20 protein-coding genes and 1 tRNA gene are annotated in these 22,720 nt (G+C 63.6%); 11 read left to right on the top strand and 10 right to left on the bottom strand.

Going from position 1 to position 22,720, the window contains the following annotated elements; genetic code table 11:
* Nucleotides 1-319: 319 nt before the first annotated feature.
* The 7 genes from SD72_RS15260 to SD72_RS15230 all read right to left on the bottom strand — a co-directional run bounded on the left by SD72_RS15260 (nt 320) and on the right by SD72_RS15230 (nt 9,537).
* Nucleotides 320-868 carry a GNAT family N-acetyltransferase gene (locus SD72_RS15260; RefSeq protein WP_042545328.1) on the bottom strand — a complete coding sequence of 183 codons (549 nt, stop codon included), beginning with the start codon at nt 866-868 and terminating at the stop codon, nt 320-322.
* Nucleotides 869-970: 102 nt separating this feature from the next.
* A complete protein-coding gene (gene prfA / locus SD72_RS15255; protein WP_042545327.1) occupies nt 971-2,044 on the bottom strand; it encodes a peptide chain release factor 1 in 1,074 nt (357 codons plus the stop codon).
* A 13-nt stretch (nt 2,045-2,057) separates the two neighbouring features.
* Nucleotides 2,058-3,932 carry a hypothetical protein gene (locus tag SD72_RS15250; protein WP_042545326.1) on the bottom strand — a complete coding sequence of 625 codons (1,875 nt, stop codon included), beginning with the start codon at nt 3,930-3,932 and terminating at the stop codon, nt 2,058-2,060.
* A gap of 121 nt (nt 3,933-4,053) precedes the next feature.
* Entirely contained in the window at nt 4,054-5,010 is a 957-nt protein-coding gene (gene thrB, locus SD72_RS15245) for a homoserine kinase (protein ID WP_042545325.1), read from the bottom strand.
* Nucleotides 5,007-6,311, bottom strand: coding sequence for a homoserine dehydrogenase (locus SD72_RS15240; protein ID WP_042545324.1), 1,305 nt, complete (start codon nt 6,309-6,311; stop codon nt 5,007-5,009). The genes thrB and SD72_RS15240 overlap by 4 nt, the downstream gene beginning before the upstream one ends.
* Before the next feature lie 47 nt (nt 6,312-6,358).
* Entirely contained in the window at nt 6,359-7,762 is a 1,404-nt protein-coding gene (lysA, locus tag SD72_RS15235; RefSeq protein WP_042545323.1) for a diaminopimelate decarboxylase, read from the bottom strand.
* A 224-nt stretch (nt 7,763-7,986) separates the two neighbouring features.
* The gene (locus SD72_RS15230) at nt 7,987-9,537 is read right to left on the bottom strand and encodes a serine hydrolase domain-containing protein (RefSeq protein WP_084767269.1); all 1,551 of its coding nucleotides are present in this window, start codon (nt 9,535-9,537) and stop codon (nt 7,987-7,989) included.
* Between the two features lie 226 nt (nt 9,538-9,763).
* On the opposite strand from SD72_RS15230, the gene SD72_RS15225 reads away from it, so the two are divergent.
* Nucleotides 9,764-10,510: a DUF981 domain-containing protein gene (locus tag SD72_RS15225; RefSeq protein ID WP_042545322.1), complete on the top strand. Its 747-nt coding sequence runs from the start codon at nt 9,764-9,766 to the stop codon at nt 10,508-10,510.
* Between the two features lie 54 nt (nt 10,511-10,564).
* Here SD72_RS15225 and SD72_RS15220 read toward each other — a convergent pair whose 3' ends face one another.
* Both SD72_RS15220 and argS read right to left on the bottom strand, forming a co-directional pair.
* On the bottom strand, nt 10,565-11,311 hold the full coding sequence (locus SD72_RS15220) for an LmeA family phospholipid-binding protein (protein ID WP_042545321.1): 747 nt from the start codon (nt 11,309-11,311) through the stop codon (nt 10,565-10,567).
* Nucleotides 11,312-11,315: 4 nt separating this feature from the next.
* Entirely contained in the window at nt 11,316-12,995 is a 1,680-nt protein-coding gene (argS, locus tag SD72_RS15215) for an arginine--tRNA ligase (RefSeq protein ID WP_042545332.1), read from the bottom strand.
* A gap of 207 nt (nt 12,996-13,202) precedes the next feature.
* Between argS and SD72_RS15210 the strand changes: the two genes are divergently transcribed.
* The 6 genes from SD72_RS15210 to SD72_RS15190 all read left to right on the top strand — a co-directional run bounded on the left by SD72_RS15210 (nt 13,203) and on the right by SD72_RS15190 (nt 17,154).
* A tRNA-Arg gene (locus SD72_RS15210) sits at nt 13,203-13,275 on the top strand.
* 359 nt (nt 13,276-13,634) lie between these two features.
* Nucleotides 13,635-13,916 carry a hypothetical protein gene (locus SD72_RS15205; protein WP_042545320.1) on the top strand — a complete coding sequence of 94 codons (282 nt, stop codon included), beginning with the start codon at nt 13,635-13,637 and terminating at the stop codon, nt 13,914-13,916.
* Between the two features lie 226 nt (nt 13,917-14,142).
* Nucleotides 14,143-14,670, top strand: a complete 528-nt coding sequence (locus SD72_RS17820; protein ID WP_157000624.1) for a hypothetical protein — start codon at nt 14,143-14,145, stop codon at nt 14,668-14,670.
* Between the two features lie 442 nt (nt 14,671-15,112).
* The gene (locus SD72_RS15200) at nt 15,113-15,673 is read left to right on the top strand and encodes a hypothetical protein (RefSeq protein WP_042545319.1); all 561 of its coding nucleotides are present in this window, start codon (nt 15,113-15,115) and stop codon (nt 15,671-15,673) included.
* Nucleotides 15,674-15,684: 11 nt separating this feature from the next.
* Nucleotides 15,685-16,455 (top strand): PH domain-containing protein, encoded by a 771-nt coding sequence (locus tag SD72_RS15195; RefSeq protein ID WP_042545318.1) that lies wholly within the window; start codon nt 15,685-15,687, stop codon nt 16,453-16,455.
* Nucleotides 16,456-16,809: 354 nt separating this feature from the next.
* Entirely contained in the window at nt 16,810-17,154 is a 345-nt protein-coding gene (locus SD72_RS15190; protein WP_042545317.1) for a hypothetical protein, read from the top strand.
* 212 nt (nt 17,155-17,366) lie between these two features.
* On the opposite strand, the gene SD72_RS15185 is transcribed toward SD72_RS15190, so the two are convergent.
* On the bottom strand, nt 17,367-18,713 hold the full coding sequence (locus SD72_RS15185) for a glycosyltransferase (RefSeq protein WP_042545316.1): 1,347 nt from the start codon (nt 18,711-18,713) through the stop codon (nt 17,367-17,369).
* Between the two features lie 82 nt (nt 18,714-18,795).
* Between SD72_RS15185 and SD72_RS15180 the strand changes: the two genes are divergently transcribed.
* From SD72_RS15180 to SD72_RS17155, 4 genes are all read left to right on the top strand, one after another.
* Entirely contained in the window at nt 18,796-19,473 is a 678-nt protein-coding gene (locus tag SD72_RS15180) for a TetR/AcrR family transcriptional regulator (RefSeq protein WP_042545315.1), read from the top strand.
* Between the two features lie 291 nt (nt 19,474-19,764).
* Nucleotides 19,765-21,078: an MFS transporter gene (locus SD72_RS15175; protein ID WP_052492753.1), complete on the top strand. Its 1,314-nt coding sequence runs from the start codon at nt 19,765-19,767 to the stop codon at nt 21,076-21,078.
* Between the two features lie 69 nt (nt 21,079-21,147).
* Nucleotides 21,148-22,104 carry a nucleoside hydrolase gene (locus tag SD72_RS15170; protein WP_052492752.1) on the top strand — a complete coding sequence of 319 codons (957 nt, stop codon included), beginning with the start codon at nt 21,148-21,150 and terminating at the stop codon, nt 22,102-22,104.
* A 145-nt stretch (nt 22,105-22,249) separates the two neighbouring features.
* Nucleotides 22,250-22,669 carry a cytidine deaminase gene (locus tag SD72_RS17155; RefSeq protein WP_052492751.1) on the top strand — a complete coding sequence of 140 codons (420 nt, stop codon included), beginning with the start codon at nt 22,250-22,252 and terminating at the stop codon, nt 22,667-22,669.
* Nucleotides 22,670-22,720: the final 51 nt, after the last annotated feature.

The following is a 22,720-nucleotide window of genomic DNA, read 5'->3' as shown; positions in this document are numbered from 1 at the left end:
CCCCCCCCGTCATTTTCGGCTGAGCAGCCCGCGAGCGTCAGCGATACGGCAGAAAGCAGCGCAACCGTACCGAGTCCCAAGTTTCGTTTCGCCATGAGTCTCTCGTTCCTGTTGGTCAGTATCGACGTGTGGCGCGCCCTTGTGGGGCGGCCAGAGTGAAATCGACACTAGCCCGAAAGAGAAAGCAAACGTGCGTTATTCAACAATTGTTATTCGGAGGAGACAAACGGCGACAGGTGTTTACTTCTAGCGCCGTCGGCTGGCACCGGATCACACGCCAACGAGGGCGACCAAACACCGCCCGGAATTACAGCCATCCCTATGGGCGCGGCGGCATCGGCGGCCCGTCTGGGAAGTCACGCTTCGTGAGGTCAAGGAACATCGCACCCTCAAGCGCCCCGCCAGGCCGCACCTGGTAATCACGAAGCACACCGATGCGTTTGAAGCCGAGACGTTCGTAGCTGCGGATCGCGCCATCGTTGTTCTCGTTCGGGTCGAGGGTGACCCGGGAGATCCCGTGAGCGAACTCGTGGCGGATCGCGAGCGCGAGCGTCTCCTCACCGATCCGACGCCCCCTGAACCGCGTGCCGAGGAACAGGTGCATCACGGTTGTCGGGTACTCCGGATCCTCCCCGCGCAGCACGTAGAGCGCACCTGCGCACTCCCCCTCGACCTCGATGATCCGCGTCGTCTCCGGCGCCTCGATGAACTCATCCTGCACGCGCTCGCGGGTGTACCCGACCCACCAGAGAGCGACCTCCGGCTCCTGCAGGATCTCGAACAGTGGCTCGAGGTCATCTGCGCCGGGGGCGCGGAGTGAGACGAGCGGGCCGGCAATAGGCGCAGCAGGGAGTACAGAAGTAGTCATGCAACACAGCGTACTGCGGTTGGAATCCCGTTCGCCATGCACAAAGCCCTGGTGGGTTGCAGTGCTATACACCGCAACCCACCAGGGCTTGCGCGAAGTGGGCTACTGCCCGAGCGCCTTCAGGCGCTCCTCCTCATCCATTCGAATGCATGACTCGATGATTGCATCCATCGCACCATTCATCACGTGGTCAAGGTTGTAGGCCTTGTACCCGGTGCGGTGATCGGCGATGCGGTTCTCCGGGAAGTTGTACGTGCGAATGCGCTCCGAGCGATCCATCGTGCGGATCTGGCTCGAACGGTACGCGCTCGCCTCGGCCGCCGCTTCCTCAGCGAGCCGCGCAAGCAGACGCGCGCGGAGCACGCGCATGCCGGCTTCGCGGTTCTGCAGCTGCGATTTCTCGTTCTGCATCGCGACGACGATCCCGGTCGGGAGGTGCGTGATGCGCACCGCAGAGTCGGTCGTGTTGACCGACTGTCCGCCGGGGCCACTCGAACGATACACGTCGATCTTGAGGTCGTTCTGGCTGATCTGCACTTCCTCAGCCTCGTCGGGCTCCGGGTAGACAAGCACGCCCGTTGTGGACGTGTGGATCCTGCCCTGCGACTCCGTCACGGGTACGCGCTGTACGCGGTGCACTCCGCCCTCGTACTTCAGGTGAGCCCAGGCGCCCTGCGACGGATCGCTCGCGTTCGCCTTGATCGCAATCTGCACGTTCTTGTAGCCGCCGAGGTCGCTCTCGTCTTTCTCGAGGATCTCGGTCTTCCACCCCTTTGACTCCGCATAGTGCATATACATCCGGAGCAGGTCTGCGCCGAACAGCGCCGATTCGGCGCCGCCTTCGCCACCCTTAACCTCGAGGATCACGTCGCGTGCGTCGTCTGGATCGCGCGGAATGAGGAGACGGCGAACCTTCTCCTGTGATTCTGCGAGCTGTGTTTCGAGCTCGGGCACTTCCTCCGCAAAGGCTTCATCTTCCTTTGCGAGCTCGCGCGCCGCCTCGAGGTCGTCGCCGACCTGCACCCAGTGCTCGTAGGCGACCTTAATCTTGCTCAGCTCCGCGTAGCGACGGTTCACCCGCTTCGCCCGCGCGGCATCTGCGTGCAGCGCGGGGTCAGCGAGATCATCCTGCAATCGGAGGTGCTCCGCGAGGAGCCCTTCTACCTGCTCAAACACTCTTCTTCTTGCCTTAGAACGAGATGGTGTACGACTTCTCTGCGTTGACCTCTGGCGCCGTGCGGCTACCCGAGATCTTCACAAAGCTGTTCGCTGCCGGGGTGAGTTCACGCAGGAGGTCCTTGTCGCTCGCGACGCCGGTGTGCGTGCGTGCGGTCGCGAGGAGCGTGAGCGAGCCACCGTTTTCGAGGTTCCGTGCTGATCCGAGCAGACGCTTCGCCTGTGCCACAGCGTGTGCCTGTACTGCCTCGGGGGACGTACGTGCGCCCTGCTGGTTCTGCAGGTAGGCGTGCGCGAGATCGGTGAGCGAATCGAGCAGCACAACTACGTCGTGCCCGAGCTCAACCAGTCGGCTTGCGCGATCAATCGCGAGTTCGGCGACCGTGGTCTGGTCTTCCGCTGCACGGTCGAAGGAAGCGGCGATGACCTCGCCGCTGACGGTGCGCTCGAGGTGCGTTACCTCTTCCGGCCGCGCGTTGGTCAGCACGAGCAGCAGGTGCGCCTCCGGCGCGTTTGCTGTGACCGCTGCGGCGAGCTGCGAGAGCACACCGGTCGCGGGAATCGTCGCTGGCAGCGCTACGATTGCGCGCTGGCCAAGACCCATCGGCGCGTGTGCGTCGATCTTCGCCCCAACGCTGTCCGCGTCGCCCGTGCCGAAACGGAGCGGCTGTTCGGGGAAGATCGCGGTCATCTCGGTAACCTCGGAGCGCTTCTCCGCTTCCTCAACAGGCTTGCCGTTGACGGCATCGATCTTCACGATCGCGTTGTACTTCTGTCGGCCACCGCTGTCGCCCTCGCGCGGCTGGCGGATCGCTCCAACGATTGCGTCGCCGCGGCGCAGGCTGTACTTCTTGACCTGACCGAGCGCGACGTAGACGTCGGAGACACCGGGGAGATAACCGCTGGTGCGGACAAAGGCGTAGTTGTCGAGGACATCGAGGATGCCTGCCACTGGCAGCAAGACGTCGTCCTCGGCAATTTCGGGCTCAAGATCGTCACCGCCGCGACGCTTCCGGTCACGCTGACGCGTGCGGCTCGAACGCGTGCCACTCTCCTGCTTGCCTGCGTCGTTGCGCTCGCCCTGCGACTGCTTGTCGCCCTGCGACTGCTTGTCGTTGTCTGCCTTGCCTGAGTCCGTCTTCGCGGACTCGCCCTTCGCGGAATCGCCCTTTGCGGAGTCGCTCTTCGCGGAGTCGGTCTTCGCGCCGTTCTGGTTGCCGCCACGGCCGCGCGACTTGGACTCTTCCGGCTGCGTCTTTGCGTCAGCATCGGTCGATTCAGTCGTCTGGTTGGCGCGGCGACGCGAGCGGCGTGCTGGCTGTGCGTCTGCGTCCTCCGTTGCCTGCGACTCGGGAGCGGTTTCGGCTGCGGGGGCTTCGGTAGCTGCGTCAGTTGCCTGCGCTGCTTGCGTTGCCTCCGCGGCGGGCTCAGCTGCGGCTGGTTCAGCTGCTGCTGGCTCGGCTGCTGCCTTGCGCGAGCGAGTCGCGCGCTTCTTCGGCGCCTCAGCGGCCTTCTCTGCTGTGGCGTCGGCAGCATCCGCTGCCGAATCTGCCGCGGCCTTCGGCGCCTCGGCGGCGGCGTCTGCCTTCGCGTCAGTTACCGTTTCTGCAGCAGCCGGCTCAGCCTTCTTGCGTGAGCGCGTTGCGCGCTTCGGCGCAGCCTTTTCTGGGGCAGCGGCCTCAGCAGGGGCAGCAGCCTCGGCAGTGGCAGCAGCCTCGGCTGGGGCAGCCGGCTCGCTTGTGGCTTCCGGTGCTGCGACGGCGACGTCGGCTGCGACGTCGGCTGCAGCGCCTGCCGCTGCCGAAACGCGGCGCGAGGCGCGGCGTCGAACCGGTGCTGTCTCTGCGGTTTCTGCCGCGGGAGTCTGGTCTTCGAGGTTAGTTTCCACGTGTATTCCTTCCGGAATCTATCGGGTTTGCGCCCTCAGGCAACAAACCTGCACAAACGTGCGGGAAGCTCGGGGGTAAATTCCCCGGCTGGGAAAGCGATCCGGGACACAAGAAGCAGTGTCATACCCGCGAAGAGAACGCGGATTCAACCGGGATCTGTTCTACTGTAGCACCCTTGATGTCAACAGCCAGTGTGAGCACCCGCCATTCTGGGGCGATTTGCTCAACGAGATCCGCAGCAGCTAGTCGCTCAGCGGGCCCATTGGAGAGTACAAGAATCGATGGTCCCGCACCGGAGACGACGGCCGCGTGACCGTGTGCTCTGAGCGAGCCGATGAGATCTCGCGTCGCGGGCATCGCCGCGCCGCGATAGTTCTGATGCAGCCGGTCCTCGGTCGCTTCGAGCATCAGCTCGGGGCTCTGGGTGAGCGCGGCGATAAGCAGCGCTGAGCGTGACACGTTGAACACTGCATCCTCGTGTGGCACCTGCTTTGGCTGCAGGCCACGAGCATGCTCCGTCGACATAGTGAACGTGGGAACGAGCACGAGCGGGGCGACCCCGCGGTGCACGAGAAGACGCTTGAACCGCGGCCCCTCCTCGTTCGTCCAAGCGATTGTGAGCCCCCCGAAGAGCGCTGGCGCGACGTTGTCTGGGTGGCCTTCGAGTTCGGTTGCGAACGCAAAAATCTGCGCCTCGTCGAGCTCGATGGGATGCTCGGGGTCTGCCGCGAGTAGGCCTGCCGCGATGATGACTCCCGCGACAATCGCGGAGCCAGACGAGCCCATGCCCCGGCCGTGGGGAATGCGGTTTCGGGCTTCGATGTTCATGCCGGGCATCTCACGCCCGAGGCGCTCGAACACAAATGCTGCAGAGCGCACTACGAGATTTCGCTCGTCGGTGTCAACCTCGCCATCACCGACGCCGATTACGGTGACGGTGGCGCCTGGCTCTGGCCTGGTGACCACGGTGAGCTCGTCACCGTAAGCGAGCGCAATGCCAAGCGTGTCAAACCCTGGGCCGAGGTTTGCGCTCGTCGCGGGGACGTGGACTTTCAGTGCACGCTCCACGCGGCTCATGCGCGCCCCTCCCGGCGGAGCACGCTCGTCACCTGTGTCACCGCATCGTCGCCTCGGAGCGTTACGACCGTCGCGGCAAGGTCAGCCTCACGCGCGGTGTGCGTGCCAATCACGAGTGTCGCACGACCCTCGTCTGAGATGTTTTGTTCGACGCTCGCCGCTGAGACGCCGTGAGCCGCGAGGATCCCAGCGATCCGCGCGAGCACACCGGGCTCGTCGCGCACTTCGAGCATCACCTGGTACGCGGTCATGACCTCGCCGACGGGCAACACAGGGAACTCCGCGTGTGTCGAGCCGGGAATTCCAGGCCCTCCGACGACGTGTCGACGGGCGGCCGAAACCAGGTCGCCGAGCACGGCAGATGCCGTCTCGTTTCCTCCGGCGCCTGCGCCGTAGAACATGAGCTCGCCGGCGGCTTCGGCCTCGACGAAGACGGCGTTCTTCCCCTCGTACACCGCGGCAAGCGGATGCTCGCGAGGGATGAGGGCCGGGTAGACCCGAACGGATACGCCGTCGGTCCCCTCAACAGACGTGAGGCGTTCGGCAACGGCGAGGAGCTTGATCACAAATCCAGCGTGCCGCGCTGCGGTGATCTGGTCAAGGGTGACCTCGGTGATTCCCTCACGGTAAACCGCGCTCTCCGGGACGTCAGTGTGGAAGGCGATGCTCGCGAGGATCGTCGCCTTCTGCGCGGCGTCGAACCCTTCTACGTCAAGCGTTGGATCGGCCTCAAGGAAGCCAAGGTCGCTCGCGAGTTTCATCGCGTCCTCTGCCGACTCCCCGAAGCGGTCCATCCGGTCAAGAATGTAGTTCGTCGAGCCATTCACGATGCCCATGACGCGGGTGATGTGGTCACCGGCGAGGCTCTCACGGAGCGGCCTGAGAATCGGGATAGCAGCAGCGACGGACGCTTCGTAGAGCAATTGCGCGCCAACCTGATCAGCGGCGTCCGAGAGCTCGCGGCCGTGAGCGGCGATGAGGGCCTTGTTCGCGGTGACGACGTCTGCCCCACCGCCGAGCGCGAGCAGAATGAGCGAGCGAGCTGGCTCGATACCGCCCATGAGCTCGATGACAATGTCGGCGCCCTGAACGAGGCGCTCGGCGTCGGTCGTAAAGAGTTCCTTTGGCAGCTCGACGTCGCGCTCAGCATCGATCGAGCGCACAGCGATCCCGTCGAGTGTGAGGCGCGCACCGATTCGGGCAGCTAGTTCATCACTGTTTTCGAGGATGAGTCTGGCCACCTGAGCGCCGACCGATCCACAACCCAGCAGTGCGACCCGAAGGTCTCGATACGCATTCACCCGGTGTTCTCCGTTTCTCGTTCTGAAGTTCTTGATTCGCGCAGCGACTACGCGACGATGCTCTGCTCGAGGAGTTCCGTCTCAGTCTGGCCACGCACGATCATGCGCGCCTCGCCGTCGCGGACGGCGATAACCGGGGGCCGCGGCACAAAGTTGTAGTTGCTCGACAGCGCCCAGCAGTAGGCGCCAGTCGATGCGACCGCGAGGGTGTCACCAGGCTGCACGTCAGCGGGAAGTTCGTCGCGAATCACCACGATGTCCCCGGATTCACAGTGCTTGCCAACCACGCGCACGAGTGCCGGGCCTTCGCTGCTTTCGCGGTTTGCGATCCGCACGTGGTAGTCGGATTCGTAGAGCGCTGGTCGCGCATTGTCACTCATCCCACCGTCCACGCTCACATAGAGCCGCTCGGTGTATCCGAGGTCTGCCGGATCTGTGGCCCCTGTTCCGGTCAGGTCGACGCGCTTCGTCGTTCCGACCGTATAGAGCGTCACGCCCGACTGCCCGACCACTGATCTGCCGGGTTCGAACGCGAGGTGTGGCAGTTCGATGCCCGCCTCGACCGATGCTGCGGCGACGATATCCGCGAGTTCGCGAGCGATATCCGCGATGCGCGGAGCCTCACCAGCCTGCGCTGGCGTGTAGGCGATACCGAACCCGCCACCCAGGTTGAGCTCGGGAATCTGCGTTCCAGTGATTTCGGAGAGCTCGACGTAGCTGCCAAGCAGCCGTCTCGCTGACTCACGGAATCCCTCTGTTGCGAAGATCTGTGACCCGATGTGGCAGTGGAGCCCCACGAACTCGAGGCCCTCGTGCGACACAATTTCTCGCACGAGCGCTGGCGCATCGCTCAGTGGCATGCCGAATTTCTGATCTTCGTGCGCAGTCGCAAGGTAGTCGTGGGTCGAGGCGTGCACGCCGCTGTTGACGCGCAGTCGCACTCGCTGGCGCTTCCCTGCAGCCGCGGTCGCGGCTGCGATCCGCGCAACTTCGATGACGCTGTCGATGATGATGGTACCGACCCCGGCCTCGACAGCGCGTGCAATCTCGGCCTCCGACTTGTTATTGCCGTGGAAACCGATCAGCCGCGGATCAACTCCGGCCGCGAGCGCAACGAGCAGCTCACCGCCGCTTGCGACGTCAATGGCGAGGCCCTCTTCGACCATCCATTTCGCGGTTTCAACGCTGAGAAATGCTTTGCTCGCGTAGTAGACGGTCGCGTCGGTTCCAACACGCTGGGCCTCACCGCGCAGCGCATCACGAATCTCACGAGCGGTTGCGCGGGTAGCTTCTTCGTCAACCACATAGAGCGGCGAACCGAACTGCTCTGTCAGCTCTGTGGCCCTGACTCCGCCAATCTTGAGGACCCCGCACTCGCTCCCCCTGCGGGCGCCGCGCGGAAACACACGGTCGTCGATCGCGTTCACATCAGGGGTTCGGTGTTCGGTCATCGGACGCTCCTCGGCTCGGGGTGGGTGTCGCATGGACGCTCGGGCGCTCGGACGATTGCAATCGTGCAATCTCTGGCGAGCGGACCCGGCTTGGCCCCTGAAGCCGCGCGAACGGAATACTCCTCCGAACGAACCTCTCCATCTTAATAGACGGGCTGTACCCAAATGCGGATGTTACGTCGCGGAGCGACCGAACCCTGAACTGTCGACTAACTGAGCCGTGGCTACACCGATGCGTTGCGCGGTGGCGCGAGGACTGCCCTGTCAAACATGCAGGGCGCCTCGATTTCCGGCTTCAGCCCGCTCGGGCCTGCGAGCGAGACCTGGAGGCTCTGGACGAGCGGAACCGTCAGCCCAACCATGCGCAGATCACACACGAGCGATCCGCGCGCGCAGTCAATGCGCCAACGGAGGTGCCCGGCATCGGTCGCGCCGATCGTTCGCTCGGCAAACGACCGCTGCGCAACGGGGCCACCGGCTTGGGCCAGCAAGTCCGCGAAGCGGCTAGTGCGGGCTTCGTCAGGGAAGTCGGCGAGGAGGTTCGCGGCGGAAATATCCGCAGCACCGGTGAGCGGCGCTCCGTCACGAAGGAGCCCGTCAAAGCGTTCCGCAGCTGTCACGCACTCGGGCCACGGCAGCACGGTGGTTGATGGCACATCGGAGAACTCGAGCACGCGAGCGTGGGCCGCCGTCGCGAGGGCATCTGCCCGGAACACGTCTGAGTTGCCGAACGCCACCGTACCCCTGCCGCTTTCAACGTGCCACCGCATGTTGGAGGTAAAGCCGGGGAGGCCACCGGAGTGGTCTGCGACGCGCCCAAATCGCCTGTCCTCCGCGACGAACAGTCCGAGGGCGTAGGCGAGGCTCGCGCAGTCCCGGTCGCCTGTCGCAACCGGCGCAGCCATCGGGGTGTGCGCTCGCTGCATCTCGCGTCTGCTCCGGGCTGAGAGCAGGTCTGGGCGCACGGGAGAGTCCGCGAAGCCCGAGGCGAGGAACCACGCCCAGCTGGCGACGTCGTCAACCGTGCTGAACAGTCCGCCGATACACGCGAGCGCCCCCGAGCCGATGAACGGTTCGGGGACAAAGGTTTCACCCGCGTCAAAGCTCCGGAACCCGTGAGCAATGTCGGTTCCGTGCGGATACTCATCGACGGTGAAGCGAGTCCCTGTCAGGCCGAGCGGGTCGATGAACCGGTCGCGGATCTCCGCTTCGATCCGCTTGCCGCTCACCGCTTCGATTGCCCTCCCAACGAGGGACATTCCCAGATTGGAATACTGGTACCGAACTCCGGGAGTTTCCGTGAGCGCAATTCCAGCCGCACACATCGCTGCCACCGCTTCCCGCTCGGCGTCGAGCTGCCGATCTCCCCACGCGTTATCCTCGGGAAGGCCCGATCGGTTCGCGAGCAACTCTCCGACTGTGACGGCCTGGGCTTCACCATCGATGCACAGTCGCACGCTCGGAAGGTACGTTCTGATGTCGGCCCCAAGATCGAGCCGGCCTTCCTCCGCGAGCGCAAGTGCCGTCGCTGCGAGGAAGCTTTTCGTCATCGAGGCAATGCGGAAAACGGTTTCCCGCGTGACCGCGCTGCCGTCCATCCTGGGATCGCCCTCCCCGTGCCAAGCCGTAACGCCTGTCGCGTCAAACGACGCCACGACCATCGCTGGTGCCCGCGGACAGCTTCTCGCCGCGACCGCAGCGTTGAGGGCCCGTGCGTCATCGGGCGAGAAGTGTGCGTCTGTGATGCTCGGCGCGGCTGGTGTGGCGTGGTGCATGGTGGATCCTTGTGCGTCATCGAACTGGGTCACTCGCCACCCTATTGGGCGAGGGGTGCCCGTGCGAATCAGCGCGGGTGCGGCAGGGATATGACCCCCACAGACACGCCGGAAATACATGCACGCGAATACAACAACTTGGTGACGGGTTATATTCGGCCGTACGGTCGGCGTGATCGGGTGCAACAATGACACTCGATGCGTTGACATTGAAAGGACACAGATCATGGGTAGCTTCATTGAAGACTTCTTCAAAGGCCGAGACACCGGCCTCGTCATCGACTGGACCCAAATGCCCACCTACAACACGATCATGGCGGTCGCAGCGGGGGCAGGGCTCATCTTCATGTACATGCTCGGACGCGCGCTCGTGCGCGACAGAGACTTCCGGGCAGAAGGCTGGGCCCTCACAGCTGGTGTGCTCGGATTCATCCTCACGGCAACCGGGCTCCACATGACGCTCGAGTGGCCCTTCGCCACCTACTTCCCGTTCGATAACATCGTCTTCGGCGAGCCAAGCCTTGCCTTCGGCGTGCTGCTTCTCGCCGCATCACTGTTCCTTTGGAAGCGTGGTGACAAGATCGTTGCAGCGGAGGACCGCGCAGCCGAGGCCGCGGCTACTGCTCGCCCACTCGGGATCTTTGTGCTCGGCATGGGCCTAGCCCTGTTCGGCATCGCCCTCGCCGGTCTCGTGTTCCAGCTGTTCGCGGCTCCCGCGGAGGAACCGATCTCAGGGATCGTCGCGGACTACCCGATGATCGAAGCGATCTTCATGTCGCTGCTCTTCGCGTTCGTCGGGCTCGGCGCTGCGCTCTTCCCGATCGCGCTCCGGGGATTCTCCTCAACCCGGCCCCTGTCAGGCACCGCAAAGCTCGTCGGCGTTGTCTGGCTGGTAACCGGGATCATCTTCCTGCTCTTCGGGGCGATGAACTTCTTCACCCATATCGGGCTCATCGTCAACACGATGCAGTAGCCGGCGCCAGGTGCCTGCGGTCAGCTTGAAGCGGGCCGCAGGCGCTACCGCCCTTTACTCGCAGGTACCGGGCGCCCGCTGAGCAGCGTTCGACAGAAAGTCTGGCGTCAGCGACACGTCAACGCTCGCCCCGCCCGTTGTCACCCTGATCTGCTCAAGCGTGACACCGGCGGGAAGCTTGTCGCTCACGCACATCACGCGCGACGACAGCAGCGGATCAAGCAGGCCGCCTGTCGCGGCAGCGAGCTGCTCAGCAGACAGGTCGAAACCGACAGCGGAGAGACCGGTCGGCTCGACCCGCACCATCCCGTCTTCGACGGAGAGCTTCAGCGTAGCCTCGATCGGAACTTGAAACCCGAGGGCATCAATCGTGCGCCCAACAACGAGGTCGCCCCCGCTCGTCTTCCCAGTGTCAGCCACCCCACTCGTAAGCATCGAAATGACTGGTCCCAGGTTCGCCGCAGGCACGTAGATCGAAGCAGTCGGGTTCTCAATGTCTCCCGTAGTCACCGCAAACGGCACCTGATCAGCACGGAACGTGAGAGTCGCAGTCACGCCATCAACCACGGGAGCATCGGGGATGTCGACCTCGATGTCTCCGACACCGCCCCTAATTGCGTGCAACAGCGCCGAACCGCCGAGCTCAACATCCACCGGGTGGCTCTTGGGCAGATCAAGCTTGCTGCGCACCTGAGTCTCAACAATCCCAGGAACCAGCAGGCGCAGACCCCACTCCCCAAGCCCCGCCAACACGCCGATCGACACGACCAGAGCAATGATCACTTTCAGCGAGCGGGGCATAGCGTTAGAGCCTTTCTGGAGCGGAGACGCCGAGGAGATCGAGTCCGTTGCGGAGCACCTGGCCAGCGGCGTCGTTGAGCCACAGGCGGGTACCGTGTACATCCTCTACCTGTGCGTCACCGAGCGGGATCACGCGGCAGTTGTCATACCAGCGGTGATACACGGCCGCGAACTCCTCGAGGAAGCGGGCGATGCGGTGTGGCTCACGCAGCTCGGCAGCACCCGCAACAATGCCGGGGTACTGCTGCAGCTTGCCGAGCAGGTCCGTCTCGGTCTCGTGCGTAAGCAGCGCAGGCTCAAAGACCTCACGGGTGATGCCCGCCGCCGCCGCGTTCCTGTCGACCGCGCACGTGCGTGCGTGCGCATACTGCACGTAAAACACGGGGTTGTCGTTGGAGCGGCTGCGCACCTTCTCGCCGTCGAGCGCGAGCGGCGAATCCGCCGGGTAGCGCGCAAGCCAGTAGCGCAGCGCGTCGGCGCCGAGCCACTCAAGCAGGTCGGTGAGCTCGATGATGTTGCCAGCACGCTTCGAGAGCTTCGCGCCGTTGAGGTTCACGAGCTGTCCGATGAGCACGGTGATGTCTGTCTCGATGTTGTCACCGGCGGCACCGGCGATCGCGGTGAGGCGACCGATGTAGCCGTGGTGATCCGCACCGAGCAGGTAGATCTTCTCCGTGAAACCGCGATCCATCTTCGACAGATAGTAGGCAGCGTCAGCCGCGAAGTAGGTGTAGATGCCGTTGCCGCGCGTGAACACGCGATCCTTGTCGTCGCCGAAGTCAGTCGTGCGCACCCAGATCGCGTCGTCCTCTTCGAAGACGTGGCCCTGCTCGCGCAGCCGATCCACCGCGAGCTCGATCTGGCTCGGCTCGCCGTTCGGGCCCTTCGCGTGCAGCGTGCGCTCCGAGAAGTAGACGTCGAAGTGCACGTTGAAACGCTCGAGCGAGTCCTTGATCTCCGCGAGCTGCAGCTGGTAGCCGAGCTCCTGCGCCTCCTCGACGGCCGCGTCACGATCCTTCGCGGCGAGCTCGGGCAGCTGCGGGAGCTGCTCGCGGATCTGCGCGCCGAGCGTCTGAATGTACTCGCCCGGGTATGCGTCTTCCGGCGCTTCCTCGCCGAGGGCCGCGGCCAATACCGAGCGGCCGAACTTGTTCATCTGGGAGCCGGCGTCATTGATGTAGTACTCGTTCGTCACCTCGGCACCCGATGCGCGCAGCACGCGCGCCGTCGAATCACCGAGGGCGGCCCAGCGCGTGTGGCCCATGTGCAGCGGCCCAGTCGGGTTCGCGCTCACGAACTCCAGGTTGATGCGCTGGCCGGCGAGCACGTCGCTGCGGCCGTAGTTCGCGCCCTGCTCGACGACGCGGCGTGCGGTCTCGCCAGCGCTCGCGGCGTCGAGGGTGATGTTCATGAAGCCGGGACCCGCGATCTCGGCCTTGGCTACACCGTCGATCTTCTCGATCTCGGCGACGAGCTCCTGCGCGAGCTCGCGCGGGTTCGTGCCAATGCGCTTTGCGAACTTCATCGCAATGTTCGATGCCCAGTCGCCGTGCTCACGGTTCTTGGGTCGCTCCAGCTGCGTGTCCTGTTCGGTCACGGCAATCTCAGCGGCGTCTCCCCCGCGGGCAGCGAAGTTGGCGGCGAGAATCTGGGCAAGTGCGTGTGCAAGTTCTTGAGGCGTCACAAGCATTAAGTCTACCGGCAGGCGCCGGGCGGGTTGACCCCGCTACGCTCGGCGCCTCGCTGCGCGTCTCGTGTGCTGTGACGGCGCGTTTCCTGCTGGCCCCTGAGCAGCTTCCTGGCTCGCCCCGCGACGCTTTACTCGCCCGGCCGTGGCGCGTGTCTCGTTGTCGGCTTCTGGTGCGCTAGGCTTGGGGAGTTACATTTGCTCGCCTCCGTAGCTCAGGGGATAGAGCGCCGGTTTCCGGTACCGTAGGTCGGGGGTTCGAATCCCTCCGGGGGCACTTGTGATTTACCGAGAAGGCTTCCAGCATCCGCGCGAATGCGCAGGAGTTGGGGGCCTTTTCGCATCTCTGCGACCTGCCTTGCGAGAGCAGAAATACCCCTCGGACACGATTTAAACACGATGGCAATTCACGTCGCCCCCTCACGGAGTCCCCCGCGCTCCCGCTTCAGCCTCTACCGTCCGCGACTGTCGCGCCCCCAAGCAGCCCTCTCAATCCATCGGCCCCGGTCGCGCAATCTGAAAATTGCGCGCAGACTATTCCCCAGGACAACTAGTGGCCCGTCACAACTAGCCCCTCCTGCAAATAGGGTGTCGATCTTGTGACGGGCCACTTTTCTGTTTTACGGGGAGGAACACATGAGCGAGAAGCTCGAGCAGCTGGCTGAGGCACAGGCGGCGGTCAGCAGCACTGAGGAGGTTCTGGCTGCAGTAAGGAGACTGACCCACGCAGCCACGTTTGGGCAGGTGCGGACGATGCGGCTGTCCGAACCTCAGACCCAATTGACGGCGCTATCGACCATCGATCGGAACGTACTTCTCGCGGCCCTCAGAGTCCACGAAGAGACTGCCTTGGCACAGGTGCACGCTACAGACCCCAGTTTTGACCAGCAGCCACTGGATGAAGTGAGTAAGCCTTAGAAGACTCGCTATGCAGTACCAAAGATTCAGGAAAGGGCGCTTTTCACCGAAGATGCTCTTGACATATTCCCTGACGGCTCTGCTACCTCGCTTGAGATGAAAAGAGATTTACGCTTCTGCGGCATTCCCACCAGCCTCGCATTTTCTGAGGGCCTAATCCGGTACTCGTGTCCGAAGAGGTTTCGAATCGACTATCTTCATCTATCAATTGCACGAGAATGAAAATATGACGCCTCAGAAAACCAGTAGTCCCCGTAGTGGAGTCTTTGCTCAGGACGACTGGAGTATTCAGAACACCCGCGCCCGCTCGCTTGGGTTTTATTGTTGCCTCGGACTGTCTGTCATGGGCATCGCTGTTGCCGTTTTTGCCGCTCTATTTGCCCCTGCGATGTGGGTGATAGTGGCGGGAGGCACCGCGGCATCCATAGCTTTTCTGCTGACGGCACGCCAACTCGTCGCGAAGTACTACGTCGTCGAAGAAAATCTAAAGACGATCTTTCATGTCTCCACCGCCCGCTGGGATCCCAGCACCATCGTGACCTTGTCTGCGGAGCATGGCGCCTACTGGAGGAGAATCATTCTCCAGCGCCCGAGGGCGGTTTACTTTTTTTCGGGCCCGGCCGACCTTGAAGCATCTGAAGCAGCAAGATCTTGCTGGAGCGAAAGATGCCGTGAGGTTCCTCTACGAAATGGAACCAAGGCCCTCGATTGCTCTCTTTTTTCAACGCGGTTCCGCGTCTATGGTCCATCATGACGTGCCCGTTCGGGTGCTTTCTCGGCAAGTTATCCCATGCGAGTGACAGGTCGTTATAGCTTTCACGACCTCGCGGCATCTAGATGGCAGGTAGTACCGTTTGGTCGCGAGTGGGTGGCTGGTGAGACGTTTGGAGATTGAATGAGACGGGTCTGATGTCGGTTGGGTTGACACCTACGCTGCTGGGTGTAGCCGTTGGCGGCGGCTCCGCCTGGTCCGCCAGCTCTCCAGCTCCCTGTGATCGAGCGCCTGCGTTGCGTGATGAAAGTAGGAGGATACAGCTTCGGCATCCAGCAATCGGGCAGCGTTGAGGGGTGATGCGAGCGACGCGTTTTGCCCGCTGAAGGTGCAGTTCCGCTCGAAGTGCGCGAAACTATCGACGAGGACTCAAGGTTTTTGGCAACTGGATCGTATTCCGGGTCTGAGTATGGAGAAACGAAAAATGAACTCTGCGGCTCGACGTCTCTGCATCGCCGTTCCCACCCTCGCGCTACTGCTGGCGGGGTGCGCAACAATGAACGGTGCACCTGGCTCGGCCTCGCCGGACCGCATAGCGAACGCTTCCCCGCACAATGCTCTCGTCACAGCGTCTGTTGAGAGTCTGCAGCAGCAGGTTTGGCCGGGTGATTGGATCCCTGCTGCCGGGGGGAACCTGCTTGTGTTGTGTGATGCCAACGCCTCGAATCCTGACACTTCGACGCGACAAGACGGCGACTATCTCTTCTACGGGTCTTGGTCCACGACGGGCGAGTGGGAGATGCCAGTGGATCTGGAGGCGACCGTCGACGAGTTTTCGAATTGGCTGAGCGCCGCGGGCTGGAGCGACATAGGGATGGAGTCCTCAGAGTCTCCCGAGTACTGGCGGGTGTGGGCTACGCACGAGGAGGACGACATCGCTGAGGCGATGGTTACCTGGTATCCAGCGGGCAACATCGACGCGGCGCAGCCGCATGCGGTGCTCGACGTCGACAGCACGTGTTCTCCCGCTGATGCCGAAGCCTGACCGGAGCAGCAATGACCGTGGTTCGTAAGGATCTCGGAGCCAATTTCCCTGGAGTCGGGGAGACTCCGCTGCGCCCGGGAGAGAGCAACGGCCGGGTCTATCTCGCCCCAGCGTTGCTGCTGGCGGCCATGCTCGTTGGGCTGATGCTCTCCCTCCAAACAGACAACCTGAACTATCGGCTGCAACTTCTGGGGCTCGGGTTGACGCTCGGATGCCTGGGGGTGGCTTTCCTATTGTGGGAGCTTTCGGTCGCCGTCGGAGTCGTCCGGTTCGAGAACGCCTCGGGGTCGCTCCGTTTTTCCTACGCGCCGTTACTCGACCTACTGTATCCGCTCGCTGGCGCGCTCATCATGCTTCCCGCGATCCTTGCCCTGTGGGCGCTGCTCCGCGGCGAAGCTGCTGCGGATCTCGGGTTCGGGCGAAGAACCGTGTACGTCCTTGGGATCCTGGGACTCGTGCTGTTGCTGCAGCAGTTGTGGGCGCTGCGGCTTCCACGGGGGCTCGAGCTCACGCCAGAAGGAGTGCAGGGGGTTCGCGGTCTGGGCAGTATTGTGCTCGACTGGGATGATCTTGGCGGGGCCGCTGCAATGAGCACGCGGACCGGCTCGAAGCTCGCGCTGCATGTCATTACCGGTGAGGTCCACGTCCTCCCGCGGCGACTGATCGGTTCCGACCCGGATGCCGTTGCAGCGATCGTCAACTACTTCCTCCAGCATCCCGCGGACCGCGGCCGCCTCGCCACCCCCGAGCTTGCGGTTCAGCTCGTAACACAGGGCGCGTAACCCAGTTGCCTTTGGTCCGGCGCCTCGCACCGGGCGGAACGGGCCGGCTCGGCTGCCCCGCGCTGAGGTGAGGCGCAGCGCTCTGGCTCCATGTTCGCGGCACGCCTGCAGCGCGCGGGCACTGGAGACTACCGTCGGCGACCGCAAGCATCGCCGCGCTGGATCTGGGCACCAGCAAATCCCCGCCGAATCCTACTTACGTGATGGAGAGTTCCTCGGATAAAGGGCCCAGCGAGTACCTACGTCCCGGTTCTAGAGCAAGGTTGCTGCAACCATTGGAATCAGTTGCAGGCTACCGGGGGTCCGGTCGTCTTCTCGTCAGAGTCGAATGCAGCGAGTAACTGGAGGTTTCCCATGTCGCCCAATGCAGCTTCCTTGACAGTCCACGCCGTGACGGCTGAGCCCGCCGCGCTCGCGCGCTTGCCTCGGTGGGTTGACCAAGAACTCGCCAATGATCTTCGTGATGCGTTGGCGGGCATCGAGGAGATCGTGCTTCTACTTCGAATTGCGGTGACACGTGAATCTCACGTCGAAAAAGTCACGCATGCCAGGCACACCATTGCGGCCTCCGAAGACCTCCTAAGACGGTTTGATGCCTCCGCAGCATTCACCGATCAGGAAACACTGATGTCGCTCTTGGTTGAAATGAATTGCTTGTGCAGTGAGGTTGGCGCGCTGGGCCTGCTCCACCCGGAGTGACTGTCGCCTGGGCCGAGTCATCTCTTCGGGAAACTCCCCGACGCTACATTCCTCGTACCTCGAGCGTCCCCCAAGATCTCATCGCTACCTGCACACGCGTCGACTCTTGGGGTGCTCGAGGCACCCAGGCGAGCGCGGCCAAACTGTGTGAAGTTGGCGTACGCACCCGGTTTCGTAGCGGGATCGGGACGACGCTCACGCGCTCGTGTGGATCAGTTGGCCCCGATCGCCGATGTGGGTTCTTCGCTCCCTGACTCAGGCAACTGCGACGAGGCAGGTGTGGAAACGCTGACGATAACGTCTTCGAGGCCCCGAAGCCCGGAGGACGCGGTGATCTCCTGCCCGATACGCGCACTCGCCGCGCGGAAGCTGTCGTCAGCAAGCACCCGTCGGACAGCCCGTCGCACCTGCTCTGCCTTCGGTGCGTTCGTCGCGAGGTTTACCCCTACCCCGCTCCACCCGACCCTGGCAGTCACCTCGGTTTTGTCCTCAGTCTTTCCAGCGACCACGAGCGGAACGCCGTGTTCGAGTGCGTAGTGGACTCCCCCGTAACCGCCGTTGCTCACGAACACGTCAGTCAGCGGCAGCAGCTTGTCGTGCGGGAGGTACGACGCGACGCGCACGTTCGCAGGAAGCGGCGACGGCAAAGTGTCGACAGGCCGTCCTCCGGTCGACACGACGACGAGCACGTCTTCGTCAGCAAGCCCGGCGATAGCGGGTTCAATGAGCTGCGAATAGTCCCGGTTTGCGACGGTGCCTTGGCTCACGTGCACCACGGGCTTACTGCCTTCGAGCTCACCCCACCACTCGGGCAGGTCGCCTGAGGAGGGCACGGTGCGTGAGAGGGGGCCGACGAAGTGAACGTTGGCGGGGAGATTTGCGCGTGGGTACTCAAACCCTGGTACCGAGAACTGCACAATCGCATCTGCGTTCTCCTGACCGCTCATGAAGAACGCCTTAAGCGGTTCACCTGTCGCCTCAAGGAACAGCTGAGCTGCCTCTTTCTGCACTCCGCCGAAAATGACCTTCTGCGCGAAGAATCGCAGTAGGGAGTTGCGCAAGCGTCCGATGGGCCCCTTCATCGGCGTGACCCCGAGTCCGTATGGGGCGGTGTCCGGGCTTGAGAGTCCGAGCGGGATGATCCCCAGCGAGATGAGGGCAGGCCGCTCAAGCCGCGTTGTTCCCGCGAGACCGAGCGTGCCCATGAACATCGGCTCAACGAGCACTGCGTCCGTTGTCTCCGCTGCGAGAGCGGCCTTGAGCGCAGCGAGCTGGCTGAGTGCCGGACGCAGGAATATCACCGAGATGTCGTAGCGGATCCCCGCGGGTCCCTTGAGGCCGACTCGCTCGGGGAAGGCAGCGTCCATGTCGGTGTCGTCATAGTCGGCGTCTGCTGGGAGCGGTAAGAATTCTGCCCCGGTGGCTTCAATCGCGGACCGATATTTCGCACCGCACAAGAACCGCACTCGATGCCCGTTCTGGTGCAGGTGACGAGCGACGGCGAGCAGCGGAGTCACATGCCCGTGAACGGGGGTGCTACAGAGCAGAACAGCGGACACGGAGGCCCTTTCGGTAAATGTTGAGGTTTCGCCCGGTAGACTTCACCTAATGAAGTTTTCATTAAACCATAAGGGTGATGAAATGTCTGCACTTTCTGACGACACGAGTACGACGCGCGCGTATCGCTCACCGTTGCGGGACGAGCAAGCAGCCGAGACCCGGTCACGCATTCTGGATGCCGCGGCCGAACTCTTCGCGACCCGCGGCTACGGCGGTACATCACTCGCGAAAATTGGTGAGCTTGCTGGGGTGTCCCCCGAAACCGTGAAAGCGAGTGGCTTGAAGCGCGATCTACTCCTCGCGGCCTTCGAGAAGAGCTTTGCAGGCATGGAGGGCGTCAGCTCCCTCGCAGCGCACGGCCCCGTTGCCGAGATCACAGCGGATACCGACAACACCCGCTACCTTGCGGGCATCATGCACTTTGTCGCCGAGTCCCACAGGCGCAGCAGCCGCCTGTGGGCGACGCTCATCTCCGCCGCCGCGTCCGACGCCGAACTCGAAGCAAAACTGCACGAACTGCAGCAGCGCCGCCGCTCGGACATGCTCATACTCGTGGATGAGCTGATGAGCCGCGACATTGCCTCGGCGGGTATTGCACGCCAGACGCACACGGACACGCTCTCGTTCATTTTGTCACCCGAGGGCTACAACCAGCTCGTCCTCGACGCAGGCTGGGGCCAGGGGGACTACGAAGCCTGGCTCGTTCGCTCAGTCATGGCGCTGTCAGGTCCGACGCAGGTAGGCACCGAAGTAACGTAGCCAGCCGGCACGAGCAACCGCGTCCTGCGCGGACCAGGCAGTAAAGCGAGCAGCACCGCGGCGCCCCAGCGCGCTCCGAGCGCCATCTCGCAAGAGTCCCCGCAGCGACCCAGCGACGACACAATCACAACTGCACTCGCAGTATTCCGGCACGCTGACACCCCTCGGGATGAGGTCGCTATCAATACAGCGACGCCTATACTATAGTGATACGCAGCCTGCTGCCCGCCCGGGCGATTGGCATACGCTGATGGACTTCCTCCGCACTGGAGGGCCGAGCAAAGGAGCTCTATGAGCACGCAAGAAGCAGTGGCGGCAACCCCTCCACTCACCAAGAAGCCAAGCCAGCTCGAACGGCGAAACCTCCGCGCGCTCAGTTGGGGGCACGCACTCGAATGGTACGACTGGGCAATCTTCGGACTGCTCTCCGTATATCTTGGTGCGACCTTCTTCCCTGCCGATAACCCCGTGGCCTCGACGCTCAACGCGCTCGCTGTCTTCGCCGTCGGATTCGTGGCCCGCCCCCTCGGCGGTGCGGTCTTCGGCTTCGTGGCGGACCGCTTCGGCCGTCGAAAGATCATGATTTTCGCGATCGCAGCAGTGGCTACAGGCAGCTTCATCATCGGCGTCCTCCCCGGATACGAAACCATCGGGGTTGCGGCACCCATCATCGTGGTCGCCGCCCGCCTTCTTCAGGGCCTGTCAGCTGGCGTAGAAGCGCCACTCGGAACGGCGTACGCGATCGAACTGGTTCCCGGTCGCCCAGGCTATGTTGCGGGCTTCTTCGCGTTCTTCAACAACCTTGGCAACCTCCTCGCGCCGCTCTCAATCTTCTGCATCAGCGCACTGCTTGGCCCGGAGGCGCTCGCAGCCTATGGCTGGCGTATCCCCTTCCTCGTCGGAGGCGTGCTCGGCCTCATCGTGCTTTGGCTGCGACGCACCCTGCCAGAGACGCTCGACACCGAAGCAATCCGCACCGTCGGGGGCGTTCCCACCAAGCACAACTCCGTCTGGCGAGATGTTCGAAAGTACTGGCTCAGCGTGCTCGCAACGATCTTCATCGTCGGGGCTATTCAGGCGTACAACTACACCTGGATCGCCGGGCTTCCCAACCTCGCGAACGGACTCTACGGTGAGGATCCGACAGCCGTATTCGCAATCACGACCGGCATGGGCGTTTTCCTCACCATTGGGGCATTCCTGCTGAGCCGCGTGCTCGACCGGTTCCCCATGTCGAAGTGGTTCGTCGTCGCACGCGTCTTGGCGATCCCGACCATCTTCCTGTCGCTGCTCTACTCGCAGCCAGGCGTTGGCACTCTTGCCGGCGTGATGTTCGGCGGGGCTCTCGTGCTCCTGCTGAACATGACCATCTTCGTCGTCGTCGCGAACTCGCTCCTCCCGCAGCACATTCGCGGAACCGGGCTTGGTCTCGGCTACGGCATCGGCGTTGCCCTCTTCGGCGGCACGGCGTCCTACCTGCTGTTGTGGCTGCAGAGCGAGGGCCTGCTGTGGGTGTTCCCGGTGTACATCGCGACACTGTGCGCGATCAGCGTCGTGCTCTACATCCTCGCAAAGCGCCGCAACGGCCTCTTCGTCGGCGAGTAACGACCCAGCACACGATCAGCCCCACGGGGCGTTCATGCCCGCCGCGGGCAGAGAGAAAGCGAAAGACACATGGAACGATTCATTATCGACACCGACCCGGGAATCGATGACGCAGGAGCGCTCTTTTGGGCCCTCTCGACCGACGCGTTCAAGGTCGAGGCGCTCACGACCGTATTTGGGAACGTCCGCGTCGAGACGGCAACCTCGAACGCGCGCAAGATCGCGCACATCGCAGGCCGCCCGGAGCTTCCCATCTGGGAGGGCGCGGCTCGCCCGCTCGTCGGCGAGCCGAACTATGCGGAACACATTCACCGGCCGGGCGGGGTGGGCTACTGGGAGTACCCCGACCCGAACCCCTCGGCTGATGCGCCGTCTGATGCAGTGCTCCGCATGATCGACGCGGTGATGTCGGCGCCGGGTGAGATCAGCATCATGGCGCTCGCACCCCTGACAAACGTGGCCCTCGCGATCAAGTTGGAGCCCCGGTTTGCGAGCTCCGTGAAGCGCATCATCTACATGGGCGGCGCAGCACTCACCTGGGGCAACGTCACTCCCGTCGCGAGCGCAAACATCTATAACGACCCAGAGGCAGCTGAGATTGTCATCCAGTCTGGCGCTCCGCTCACACAGGTCGGTCTCGACGTGTCACGCAAGTTCTCGCTCTCTCCATCCCACATCGCGAAGCTCTGGGAATCGGAGTCGCCCATGGGCCGGGCACTGTGTGAGATGATCGGCTACCCCGACCGCCACGATGACAGCGTCGAAATGCCCGAGTGGAAGACCGAGGGCATGCACCTCAACGACGTGCCCTGCGTGGCGTACGCGCTCAACCCTGACTGGTTTGAGGTGCGTAAACTGCGCGTCGACGTGGAGCTCAACGGCACGCACACCCGCGGCCAGACCGTCGTCCAGATGACCGACCGTTGGCAGGGCGTGCCCAACGTCGACGTGCTCCTCGACATCGACGCCGCGGGCGTCGCAGACGCACTCACTGCCGCGGTGATCTCGGCGGGTGCGCCCGCCTAAGCAGGCACCCCACGCCCATCATGTGACCCGCCTGGCCCCCGTGCGTGCACGAGCTCACCGCTCGCGAACGCACGGGGGCCTCGCTGTGCGGCGGCGTCACACCACACGCACCACACGCACCACTTCTTCCGAAAGGCACAGGGTTATGATCCACGACATCAGCCAGTCCGACGCTGAGCTCATTGAAGCCGCAGCCAGTCTCCTCACACGGGTACACGATCCGGCAGCCGTACGCGTGGCTGCCGCGGCGCGCGGGGTATCCGGCGCCATCTACCTTGGGGTGAGCCTCGCGACGCCACGCGTGAAAGTGTGTGCGGAGAGCACCGCCATCGCCAACGCAAAGATCGGCGGCGACGCGGCGATCACCAGGGTCGTGTCCGTAGGTCTCGGGCCTGACGATGTGCCCCACGTCATTAACCCGTGCGGGGTGTGCCGTGAGCTGGTACCGCGCTTCGGCGAGGACCTCAACGTACTCGTCGACATCGGAGACGGGCGCGTGGCCGCTGTCCGCCCCGACGAGCTCCTCCCCATGCCGTGGGTGCGTGCGCGCTCCTACGACGACTAGCCTCGCCACATACCGAAACCACCCTTGTGTTCCCGCGACGAAGTCGCTGGA

Source organism: Leucobacter komagatae, from assembly GCF_000834055.1.
Lineage (GTDB): Bacteria > Actinomycetota > Actinomycetes > Actinomycetales > Microbacteriaceae > Leucobacter > Leucobacter komagatae_A.
Note: the sequence above shows the minus strand (reverse complement) of the source record. Positions and strands in the feature narration are given on the sequence as shown.